This window comes from Nocardia sp. NBC_01009, from assembly GCF_045208035.1.
Taxonomy (GTDB): Bacteria; Actinomycetota; Actinomycetes; order Mycobacteriales; family Mycobacteriaceae; genus Nocardia.
The window spans coordinates 39,330-52,345 of sequence record NZ_CP108695.1 but is presented as its reverse complement, the minus strand read 5'-3'; the positions used below and the strand labels follow the sequence as shown (position 1 = coordinate 52,345).

Below are 13,016 nucleotides of genomic sequence, written 5' to 3'. Positions count from 1 at the left end.
CGCAATGGCGTCCGCTACCGGTTCAGTACGCGGATTTCACCCTGTGGCAGCACGAAGCATTGGGCTCGGCCACCGATCCGGAATCGGTGCTGGCGCGCCAGATCGCGCACTGGCGCACCGAACTCGACGGGCTCGCACCGGTTCTCGAGCTGCCGACCGACCAGCCACGGCCACCGGTCGCCTCCGGTCGCGGCGCTGCGGTCGGCTTCGAGGTCGCCGCCGAGATGACCGCGGCGATCGCCGATCTCGCACGCAGGCACGGGGTGTCGACCTTCATGGTTGTGCACGCCGCCTTCGCCACCGTGCTCGCGCGGCTGGCAGCCACCGATGATGTCGCGATCGGCACGCCGATCGCGGGCCGAGCCGAGGAAGCCCTCGACGATCTGGTCGGCATGTTCGTCAACACCCTGGTGCTGCGCACCGCGGTGTCTCCCGGCGCATCGTTCGGCGCGCTGCTCGCACAGGTGCGCGACACCGATGTCCGTGCCTTCGCGAATGCCGATCTGCCCTTCGAGCGTCTGGTCGAGGAGCTGAATCCGGTCCGCTCGCAGGCGCATTCGCCGATCATCCAAACGCTGCTCACCTTCGAGCATCGCGACGACACGATGCTGCGGCTGCCCGGGCTGGAGGTCTCGGCGTTCGAGTTGGACAATCCGATCGCGCAGTTCGAGTTGTCGCTGGCGCTGACGGAGGTCGCCGCGGCAGGCGGCACCGCACTGCGTGCGGAACTGCGTTATGCGACGGACCTGTTCGACGAATCGACGGTCCGGTCGTTCGCGGCACGTTTCGTGCGGGTGCTGGAGACCGTAGTGCGGGATTCGACGGTGCGGGTCGGTGACATCGAACTGCTGGATGACGGCGAGCGGGTGCGCATTCTGGAATCCTGGAACGCGACGACCGCCGAGTTCGACCCGACGGCGACGCTGGTGTCGCTGTTCGAGGCTCAGGTAGCGCGGACACCGTTCGCGCCCGCGGTGACCCAGGCGGGCACGAGTCTGTCCTACTTCGACTTCGCGGCGAGCGTGCACCGATTGGCGCGGTTCCTCGTCGCCCAGGGAGTCGGCCCGGATTCGCTGGTGGCGCTGGGGATGCGGCGTTCGATCGACCTGGTCATCGGCATGTACGCGGTGACGGTCGCGGGTGGTGCCTACGTTCCGCTCGACCCGGATCACCCGGTCGAGCGCACCGAATACGTGCTCGCGACCGCGCGACCCGTCTGTGTGCTGACCGCAGGGGGCGATCTGGAAATCGGGGGAGCGCGGCAGATCAGGATCGACCGTCTCGACCTGGCCGCCTATTCGGCGGAACCGCTGACCGACGCGGATCGGGTGGGGGTAGTGGCCCCTGGCCATCCCGCCTATGTGATCTTCACGTCGGGATCGACCGGTCGGCCGAAGGGCGTCACGGTATCGCACGCGGCGATCGTCAACCGGCTGCGCTGGATGCAGGCCGAATACCGGCTCTCCGACGACGATGTCGTCTTGCAGAAGACGCCGGCGACCTTCGATGTGTCGGTGTGGGAGTTCTTCTGGCCGTTGCAGGTCGGCGCCCGGTTGATCGTCGCGCGCCCGGAGGGGCATCGCGACCCGGTCTATCTGGCCCGCCTCATGTCTGCCGAGCGGGTCACCGTCGTGCATTTCGTGCCCTCGATGCTTGCGGTATTCGTCACCGATGAACTTGCCGCGCAATGTGTTTCGCTGCGCCAGGTGTTCGCTTCCGGGGAAGCGTTGCCCGCGGCGACGGCACAACGGTTGCGTGCACTGACCGGAGCCCGCCTGCACAATCTCTACGGTCCGACCGAAGCCGCCGTCGATGTGACCTACCACGAGGTCACCGACGCCGACGTGGTGTCGGTGCCGATCGGGCGACCGGTGTCCAACACCCGGGTGTACGTGCTGGATTCGCGGCTGCGCCCGGTGCCCGCCGGTGTCGTGGGCGAGCTTTACCTGGCGGGCAGGCAACTGGCACAGGGGTATGTGGCCCGCGCGGAGCTGACCGCGGATCGGTTCGTGGCCAGTCCGTTCGGCGCGGGCGAGCGGATGTACCGCACCGGTGACCTGGTGCAGTGGACCGCAGCAGGCGAATTGGAATACCTGGGCCGCACCGACTTCCAGGTGAAACTGCGTGGCCTGCGCATCGAGCTCGGCGAGATCGAGGCCGCGCTCACCGCCATGGCTGCCATCGGACAAGCCGTCGTAGTGCTGCGTACCGACGACCGGCTCGGCGACCAGCTGGTCGCGTATCTGATCGCGGCGCAGGCGGCAGTCGACACCGACGGCGTGCGAGGCGAGCTGAACGCCGTGCTGCCCGCCTACATGGTGCCGTCGGCGTTCGTCGTGCTGGATACCCTCCCGCTCAACGCTTCCGGCAAACTCGACCGCGCGGCGCTGCCCGCGCCGGAGTTTCGGACGACGGCCTATCGCGCACCGGAGACCGATGCCGAGCACACGGTCGCAGGCATCATCGGCGAGCTGCTCGGCATCGAAAAGCTCGGCGCGGAAGACGATTTCTTCGCACTCGGCGGCAACTCGCTGATCGCCACCCAGGTGGCCGCGCGGCTCGGCGTCGCGGTGGACGCGGACATCCCGGTCCGGCTGCTGTTCGAGACACCGACCGTGGCGGGGCTCGCTGCCTGGGCGGCCCGGCTGGCAGGTACCAGCCGCCGTCCGAAGCTCGCTGCGCGGCTACGGCCCGAGCTGGTGCCGCTGTCACTCGCGCAGCAGCGCATGTGGTTCCTCAACCGTTTCGACCCGGACGAGACGGTCAACAACATCCCGGTCGCCATCCGGCTGACCGGTGACCTCGACACCGGCGCACTGGCCGCCGCGCTCGCCGACGTGGTCGGCAGGCACGAAACGCTGCGCACCGTCTACCCGGATATCGACGGCACCGGGTTCCAGCGGATCCTGGACCGCACGCACATACCGCCGATCGTGGCGCTCGATCCGGCGAATGTGGCTGCCGCGCTGATGGATCTGGTGGCAGCACCGTTCGACGTCACCGCCGCGGTGCCGCTGCGCGTCGGCCTGGCCCGACTGTCCGAGCGCGAACACCTGCTCGCGCTCGTGGTGCATCACATCGCGGCCGACGGCTTTTCGATGGGCCCGCTGGCTCGCGATATCGCCACCGCCTATGCGGCGCGCGCCACCGGCGGCGCGCCGGCCTGGACCGAACTCGACGTGCAGTACGCCGATTACGCGCTCTGGCAGCGCGAGCTGCTCGGGGCCGAGGACGACCCGGAATCGCTGGCCGCGGCACAATTGCGGTACTGGCAGCAGACCCTGCGTGGGCTGCCCGCACAGCTCGATCTACCTGCCGACCGGCCGCGTCCGGCGATCGCCACCCATGCCGCGGCGACCGCCACCCTCGCTCTCGACGCGGCGCTTCGAGACGGGATCGCCGCCATCGCACGGCGATACGATGCCAGCCCGTTCATGGTGGTGCATGCCGCGCTCGCCACGCTGCTCGCCAGGTTGTCGGGCGGGGAAGACATCGCCATCGGTGCACCGATCGCGGGCCGCGGTGAGGCCGCGCTCGACGATCTGGTCGGCATGTTCGTCAATACCCTGGTGCTGCGCGCCGCGGTGCCCGGTTCGGACAGCTTCGCCGCCGTGCTGCGGCGGGTGCGCGAGGGCGACCTGGATGCCTTCGCGCACGCCGAGGTGCCGTTCGAGCGACTGGTCGAGGTGCTCGATCCGCCTCGCTCCGAAGCGCGCCATCCCTTGTTCCAGATCGCGTTGTTCTTCCAGAACCTCGCGCCGGTCGCGGTCGAGCTGGCCGGGGTGACCCTCGCCGAGCACGACGTCGAGTACGCGACGACCCGATTCGACCTACAATTGACCGTCGCCGACGATGCACTCCGATTCACTTATGCGACAGATCTTTTCGACGAGTCGACCATCGTCGCCTTCGGCGCCAGATTCACCCGCCTGCTGGCGGCGGTGGTCGCCGACCCCGAACAGGTGGTCGGCGATATCGACCTGTTCGAGTCCGGCGAATGGGACCGGGTGGTGCATCGGTGGAACGACTCGTCGCACACCGCGTTCATCGCGGAACTGCTGCTCGACGAGTTCGAGGCGCAGGCCGCAGCCACCCCGGACGCCACGGCGCTGGTATTCGCGGCCGAGGACGGCAGCACCGGTGCGACTATCACCTACGGCGAATTGGACCGTCGGACCAACCAGCTCGCCCGGTGCTTGATCGCCGGGGGAGTCGGCCCGGAATCGCTGGTGGCGCTGGCTATTCGGCGCTCGATCGACCTGGTTGTCGCGATGTATGCGGTGCTGGAGGCTGGTGGCGCCTACGTCCCGATCGATCCGGATCATCCGAGCCGACGCATTGCGCACATTCTCGATACCGCACAGCCTGCCGCGCTGCTCACCACCGAAGCCGATCGAGCCGACTTCGGCTACTGCGGTTCGACGATCTGTGTCGACTCGGTCGACCTGAACGGCTACGCCGACGACCCGATCGCGGCCGACGAGCGGACCGCCGCCCTCCACTCGCAACACCCCGCTTATGTTCTCTTCACCTCCGGGTCGACCGGTAAGCCCAAGGGCGTCAGCGTCTCGCATGCCGCGATCGTCAACCAGATGACGTGGATGCAGTCGGAGTACGAGCTGACCGCGCAGGATGTGTACCTGCAGAAGACGGCGACCACCTTCGATGTCTCGCTGTGGGGGTACTTCCTGCCGCTACGGATCGGGGCGACCCTGGTCCTGGCCACCCCGGAGGGCCACCGCGATCCGGGTTATCTGACCGAAGTCATTGCCGAGCACGGCGTCACCGTCACCGATTTCGTTCCGTCGATGCTGAGCGTTTTCGCGGGGCACACCGACGCCGCCGCGCTCGCGAAGCTGCGCACGGTGTTCGTCATCGGTGAGGCATTGCCCGCCGAAACCGTCCGTGCCTTCGGCGCGGTCAGCAGGGCCCGGCTGCACAATCTGTACGGCCCCACCGAGGCGGCGGTGAGCATCACCCACCGCGACGTCACCGGCGAAATCGATCGCACCGTCATGCCGATCGGCAATCCGGAATGGAACAGCCGGGTCTACGTGCTGGATTCGCGCCTGCGCCCGACGCTGCCCGGTGTCGCGGGAGAGCTCTATCTGGCGGGTGCCCAACTCGCCCGCGGCTACCACGGCAGGCCCGAGCTGACCTCGGACCGCTTCGTCGCCAACCCCTTCGGCGTGCCCGGCGAGCGCATGTACCGCACCGGCGATCTGGTTCGCTGGGAAACCGGCGCGACCACCGCCGAATTGGTGTACTTGGGCCGCACCGACTTCCAGGTGAAGTTCCGCGGGCAGCGCATCGAACTGGGCGAGATCGAATCCGTCGCGGCCGCTGTGCCGGGTGTCGGCCAGGCCGCCGCCGGGGTCGTCGGCGATCACCTGGTCGTGTACGTGATCGCGCTCGGTGGAATCGGAGCCGACGATGTCGAGAGCCGAGTATTGCGCGCCGCGTCCGACGCGTTGCCGTCCTACATGGTGCCCTCGGCGGTCGTGGTGCTGGATGCCTTCCCGCTCAATGCTTCGGGCAAACTCGATCGAAACGCCCTGCCGGAACCGGTGTTCGACCGGACCGCCTATCGCGCGCCGGTCACCCCGGCCGAGCGTCTGGTCGCCGCGGCGTTCGAGGCGGTGCTCGGGTCCTCGCCCGTCGGTGCCGACGACAGCTTCTTCGACCTCGGTGGCAATTCGCTGATCGCCACCCGAGTGCTCGCTCGGCTCGGCGAGCGGCTCGGTCGGCGGGTTCCGGTGCGGCTGCTGTTCGAGACGCCGACCGTGCGGGCGCTGGCCGCCAGGCTCGCCGCCGAAGCGGATGCGGCCGAACAGGTAGTGCCGCTGATCGCCGGACCGCGCCCCGAGCTCGTTCCCCTCGCGCCGGTCCAGCGTGGCATGTGGTTCCTCAACCGCCTTGACCCGGCGTCGGCCGTGCACAACATTCCGGTCGCCGTACGCATCCACGGCGAACTCGACGAAGTCGCCCTGTGTGCCGCGTTCGCCGATGTGGTCGCGCGGCACGAGGTGCTGCGCACGATGTATCCGGTGGATGCCACCGGCACCGGCCACCAGGTGATCCTGCCCGCCGAGCCGGCACCGGTACGGCTGGTCATCGACACCGGCGAGCTGCGGTCGGTCGAGGAGCGCATCGCCGAATTCATCAGTACGGGCTTCGATGTCAGCACCGAGGTGCCGGTGCGCGCGGTGCTGCTGCGCGAGCACGAATCCGGTCACGTGCTCGTCGCCGTGCTGCACCACATTGCCGCAGACGGCTATTCGTTGAATCCCCTGCTGCGGGACTTGGTGTCGGCCTATCTGTCCCGACTGCTCGACACCGCGCCGACCTGGCCCGAACTCGCCGCGCAGTACGCCGACTACGCGCTGTGGCAGACGCAGTCGCTGGATTCGGTGGCCGCACCGCAGCTCGCGTACTGGCGTGAAACCCTGCGCGAATTGGCCGAAGAGCTCGCGCTGCCCACCGACCGGCCGCGGCCTGCCGTCGCCGCCAAGCGTGGCGCGAACATTCGCGCACGGATCGGTGGCGGTATCGGCGCTCGCGTGCACGAGCTTGCGAGACAACACAATGCGACCTCATTCATGGTCGTGCACGCCGCCCTCGCGGTGCTGCTCGCTCGACTGTCCGGATCCACCGATATCGCCATCGGCACGCCGGTTGCCGGGCGCGGTGCGGCCGCACTCGACGATCTGGTCGGCATGTTCGTCAACACCCTGGTGCTGCGCACCCGCCCGGACCACAATCTGTCGTTCACCGAACTGCTCACGCAGACGCGGACGGTCGATCTCGCGGCCTTCGCCCATGCGACGGTTCCGTTCGAGCGAGTCGTCGACGAACTCGGCGTCGAGCGCTCGCAGGCGCGCCATCCGCTTTTCACCGTCGCGCTCAGCTACGCCGACACCGGGACCGGCACCCTCTCGGTGCCCGGCCTCGACCTGACGCCGGTCGAATTCGACGAGTCGGTGGCGCGATTCGATCTGCAGTTCACCGTCGCCGCCGAGCCGGATGCCGACGGTCACCTCGCGGTCGAGCTGAACTACGCCACGGACCTGTTCGAGGCGGACACCGCCGCCACGCTGCTGCGCCGATTCGGCCGCCTCCTCGGCGCGCTCACCGCGAATCCCGATACCGCGATCGGTGCGGCCGACCTGCTCGCTCCTGCCGAACGCGCCGAACTGCTCGGCAGGCGGGGCGCCGACCCGGTGCGGGCGCAGACCCTCGCCGAGCTGATGGCCGCGGCCGTCGCCATGAATCCCGATGCCACCGCACTGATCGCGACCGACAGGGAGCTGACCTATGGAGCCTTGGACGAGCAGTCGTCGCGGCTGGCCAGAATGCTCATCGGTCACGGCATCGGCGCAGAAGACTTCGTCGCGGTGGCCATTGCGCGGTCGGCCGAGTCGGTGCTCGCGGTCTGGGCAGTGGCCAAGACCGGCGCCGCCTTCGTTCCGGTCGATCCGACCTACCCGGCCGATCGGATCGCGCACATGCTGTCGGATTCCGGTGCGGCGGTCGGACTGACGACCACCGCGAGCCGGCCGGGGCTGCCCGGCGGCGCCGAATGGCTGATGCTGGACGCGCCCGCTGTCGCGGCGCGGATGCGGCACACGAGCGCCGGGCCGATCGGTGCGGACGAACTGGTCCGCCCGGTGCGGATCGACAACCCCGCGTGGATGATCTACACCTCCGGCTCGACCGGCGTCCCCAAGGGTGTGCTGGCCACGCACGCGGGCCTCGCCGGAATCGCACGTGCCCAGCGTGATCGGTACGCGATTACCTCGGCATCCAGGACACTGCACGTCACCTCGCCGAGCTTCGACGCCTCGATGCTCGAACTGCTGCTCGCGCTGCCCGCCGGCGCGGCGATGGTGGTCGCACCGTCCGGTGTCTACGGTGGCGCCGAACTGACCGCGCTCATCCGCGACCAACGCGTGACCCATGCGTTCATCACGCCGGCCGTGTTGCAAACCCTCGACGCGGCGCAGCTGCCCGAGCTCACGCATCTGACCGTCGGCGGCGAGTCCTACAGCCCGGATGTGGTGCAGCGCTGGGGAACCACGCGTGCCTTCTTCAACACCTACGGCCCGACCGAAACCACGGTCATCACCAATATCAGCGAACGGATCCGTCCCGGCGATCCGTTCGACATCGGCACGCCGATTCACGGTATGTCGGCGGTGGTGCTCGACACCGGACTGCAACCGGTCCCGGTCGGGGTCACCGGTGAGCTGTACCTGCGCGGACCCGGCCTCGCCCGTGGCTACCATGCGCGGCCCGCACTGTCGGCAGACCGCTTCATCGCCGACCCCTACGGCCCCGCGGGCGGACGGTTGTACCGAACCGGCGATCTGGTCCGCTGGACCACCGGGGGTGCGATCCACTACGTGGGACGCGCCGATCACCAGGTCAAGGTGCGCGGCTTGCGCATCGAGCTCGGTGAGATCGACACTGTGCTCGCCGCGCACGACACCGTCGAATACGCGGTGACCATCGGCCACACCGACCACGCGGGAAACGTGTCGCTGGTCGCCTACGTGGTCGCCGCCGCGCACGCCACGATCGACACCGCGGTTCTCGCCGCCTTCGCCGGACGCGCACTGACGGCCTACATGGTGCCCGCCGCCATCATGGTGCTCGACCACATACCGCTGACCCCCACCGGCAAGCTCGATCGAAAAGCATTGCCGGAACCCGATTTCCGGACCGTGCAGGCGAGCACCGCCGCCTACCGCGCACCGGAGACCGCCTTCGAGCACGCAGTCGCCGAGACCATCGCGGATGTGCTCGGCCTCGACCGGGCGCATGCGGTCGGTGCCGACGACGACTTCTTCGCGCTCGGCGGGAATTCGCTGATCGCCACGCAACTGGCCGCTCGGCTAGGCAACCGCCTGGATCTGATGGTCGGGGTCAGGATGGTCTTCGAGCACCCGACGGTGCACGCCATGGCCGCCGCCCTTGCCGCCACCGATCCGGCCGCAGCACCGGCACGTCCGGCACTGACCAGGCGCACCGGAACGGATCCGGTCCCGCTGTCGCTCGCGCAGCAGCGCATGTGGTTCCTCAACCGCCTGGACCGCCAATCCACCGCCTACAACATTCCGTTGGCGGTGCGGCTGACCGGCGATCTCGATGTCACCGCCTTGAACGCGGCGATCACCGATGTGGTGACACGCCACGAGGTGCTGCGTACCGTCTACCCGCAGCGCGATTCCGGCCCGGTGCAGGTGGTGCTGCCGATCGAGCAGGCGGGCGTGCCCACGCTCGCACCGATCCGGATTTCCCTCGACGACCTCGTCGCCGCAGTAACCGATTTCATCGGCGACGGCTTCGACGTCACAGAATCGGTGCCGGTGCGGGCCCGACTGTTCGTTCCCGTCGCTGCCGAGGCGGCAACGGCCGACGAGCACGTGCTCGTCGTGGTTGTGCATCACATTGCCGCCGACGGTTCGTCACTGGTGCCGCTGGCCCGCGACGTCATGATCGCCTACGCCGCGCGCAAGCAGGGCAACGTTCCCGCGTGGGCGCCGCTTCCGGTGCAGTACGCGGATTACAGCGTGTGGCAACGACGTCTGCTCGGGTCCGAGGACGATCCCGACTCGCTGGTCTCCCGGCAACTCCGGTTCTGGACCGAAACACTCGCCGAACTGCCCGCCCAGCTTGCCCTGCCGACCGACCGGCCGCGCCCGGCCATCGCCTCCACCCGCGGCAGGCATGTGGATTTCGCGATCGACGCGCAGGCGCACACCCGCCTGACGGAGCTGGGCCGCGCGTCCGGCGCGACGCTGTTCATGGTGGTGCACGCCGCGTTCGCGGTCCTGCTCGCACGCCTGGCGGGAACGCAGGACATCGCGCTGGGCACCCCGATCGCGGGCCGCGGCGAGGCCGCGCTCGACGATGTGGTCGGCATGTTCGTGAACACCTTGGTGCTGCGCACCCGGGTGGATACGGCCGCGGGATTCACCGAGCTGCTCGACCAGGTTCGCACCGGGGATGTGGCGGCCTTCTCCCACGCGGACGTGCCGTTCGAGCGTCTGGTCGAGGTGCTGAATCCGGAGCGCTCGACCGCGCGGCATCCGCTGTTCCAAGTCGGCTTCTCCTTCCACAACCAGACCGAGGCGGACTTCGCACTGGACGGATCGACCGCCACCGCGGCCGATTTCGACTACGAGGTCTCACAATTCGACCTGCACCTGGTGGTGACCGATCGATACGACACGGACGGCGATCCAGCGGGCATGTCCGCCTCGATCACCTACGCGACGGCGCTGTTCGACGAGTCCACGGTCGCGGGCTTCGTCGGACGCCTGCAACGGCTGCTGACCGCGGTGTGCGCCGCGCCGCACGTGCCGGTCGGTGATCTTGCGCTGCTCGACACCGCCGAACACGAGCGCATGATCGTGGCCTGGAACCGGGCCGACCGGGCATTCGCACCGGCCACTCTGGTCACCGCGTTCGACACGCAGGTGGCACGGACACCGGACGCAGTGGCTGTCGTCGACGACGAGACCTCCCTGACCTACGCGGAGTTCGGCGCTCGGGTGCACCGGCTGGCGCGCGCCCTCATCGGACGCGGTATCGGCCCGGAAGCGTTGGTGGCTCTCGCCATCCCGCGCAGCGTCGACCTGATGGTCGCGATGTATGCGGTGGTGGCCGCGGGCGGCGCATACGTGCCGCTCGACCCCGCGCATCCGCTGGAACGCACCGTGAGCGTGCTGGCCGCCGCCAACCCCGCGTTGGTGCTGACCGCCACCGGAGCGCCGATGTTGCCGGAAGCGGTGGCGCAACACGATGTGGTGCTGGATATCTCGATCGCCGACGCGGTGGCGGATGCGGGCCCGGTGCGCGCCGAGGAGCGGTTGGCGGCACTCACGCCGTCGAACACCGCCTATGTCATCTTCACCTCCGGCTCGACCGGCACCCCCAAGGGTGTTGCGGTGCCGCACGCGGCCGTCGCACACCAACTGGACTGGATGCAGTCGGAGTACCGCCTGGACACCGACGACGCGAGCTTGCTGATGACCTCGGCGGCGTTCGATCTCTCGGTGTGGGAATTCTGGTGGGCCCTGCGCACCGGAGCCCGGGTAGTACTCGCGCCGCAGGGTGTCCAGCGTGATCCGGCCGCGCTGGTGGATCTGATTCGACGCGCATCGGTGACCACGGTGACGCTGGTGCCTTCGCTGCTCGCCATGGTGGCCGAGGTGTCCGGCGTCCGCCCCCTGCCGCGCGCCCTGCGCAGGCTGCTCGTCATCGGCGAGGCATTGCCGACCGCGACCGTCGATCGCGTCGGTGCGCTCACCAGTGCCCGGATCGACAACCTGTACGGCCCCACCGAAGCGGCGGTCTCGGTCACTCGATTCCCGGCCGGTGCCGGCACCAGGCACACGGTGGCGCCGATCGGCACCCCGGAGTCGGGCAATCAGGTCTACGTCCTCGACGACCGGATGCATCCGGTTCCAGCCGGTGTCACCGGCGAGCTGTACCTTGGCGGGGCGCAGCTGGCCAGGGGGTATCACGGCCGGCCGGAGCTGACCGCGGAACGGTTCGTTGCCAACCCGTTCGGCACACCGGGGACGCGCCTGTACCGCACCGGCGACATCGTGCGCTGGGGCGCGGACGGCAACCTCGAGTACGTCGAACGCCGCGACTTCCAGGTGAAGGTCCGCGGCTACCGCATCGAGCTCGCCGAGATCGAACATGCGCTGCGCTCGCAACGCACGGTGTCCGAGGCTGTCGTCGTCGCCGAGCACACCGGCGGCGCGAACGCGATGCTGATCGGGTATTTCACCGCGACCGAGCAGCTCGAGCAGGACGCGCTGCGCTCGGCGCTGACCAATGTGCTGCCCAGCTACATGGTCCCGGCGATGCTGCGGCAGCTGGACGCCTTGCCGCTGAACGCGAACGGCAAGGTCGACCGCGCGGCTCTGCCGCGACCGGAGACGAGTACCCGCGAATTCCGGGCGCCGACCACCGAACTGGAGCAGACCGTCTGCGCGGTCTTCGCCGAGGTGCTCGATGCCGGGCGAATCGGGCTCGATGACAACTTCTTCGAACACGGCGGCAATTCGCTGCTCGCCACCAGGCTCGCCGCCCAGCTCAGTGCCGCGATCGTCGAAGAGATCCCGATGGTCTGGCTCTTCGCCGCCCCGACACCGGCGGGTGTGGTCGCGCAGCTGGCCGCGCATCGGTCCGGCCGCGGCCGAGTCGAGGCACACGCGGCGTTCGACGTGCTGCTGCCGCTGCGGCCGGACGGTGCCCGCGAGCCGCTGTTCTGCCTGCATCCGGTCGGTGGCGTCGCATGGTCTTTCGCGGGGCTCGCCGCGTATATCGATCCCGAGCGCGGCATCTACGGCATCCAGTCGCCGGTGCTGAGTTCGGATGCTGCCCTGCCGGATTCGATCGAGGACTGGGCGCTGCGCTACGCACGAGAAATCCGGGCCGTCCAACCGGAAGGCCCTTACCACCTGCTCGGCTGGTCGCTCGGCGGTGTGCTCGCGCACGCGGTGGCGATCCACCTGCAGGATCAGGGCCAGCATGTCGCCTTGCTCGCCATGATGGACAGCTCGCTGAACATCGCGGTGGACGAGTCGGCGACGGTGCCGCTGGCAGATCTGCTCGGTGGCCTGCTCGGCGAACAGGCCGACGACGCGGACCCCGAACTCGACCGCACCCAGCTCGCACAGCGCATCGCCGAGTTGCCGGAACCGTTCGCCTCCTTCGGCGCCGAGCGACTCGGCCGGGTACTGGACGCGGGCACCCGCTCACTGCAGCTCATCACCCGTTACCGCCCGCGCCCTTACAAGGGCAATCTCGTCTATTTCACCGCGGCACTCGATGACCCGACCGGCGCCACCGGCGCCGCGAGCTGGTCGGACGCCATCGACGGCACCGTGCACAACCATGCCGTCCAGTCCTCGCACTGGCGCATGACTTCCGGGTCCGCCCTTGCCCGTATCGGCCATGTGCTGACCATGGTCTTGGCCGATGTGGACCGTGCGTGA

1 protein-coding gene (only partly in view) is annotated in these 13,016 nt (G+C 68.9%); it reads left to right on the top strand.

All coding sequences use genetic code 11. The features are described 5' to 3' along the window. A protein-coding gene (locus OHA42_RS00155) for a non-ribosomal peptide synthase/polyketide synthase (protein WP_406233501.1) crosses the window boundary here: on the top strand, window positions 1-13,016 show its 3' portion. It extends 12,241 nt beyond the left edge of the window; only the last 13,016 of its 25,257 coding nucleotides appear in the window; the start codon falls outside the window, past its left edge; it ends in the stop codon at window positions 13,014-13,016.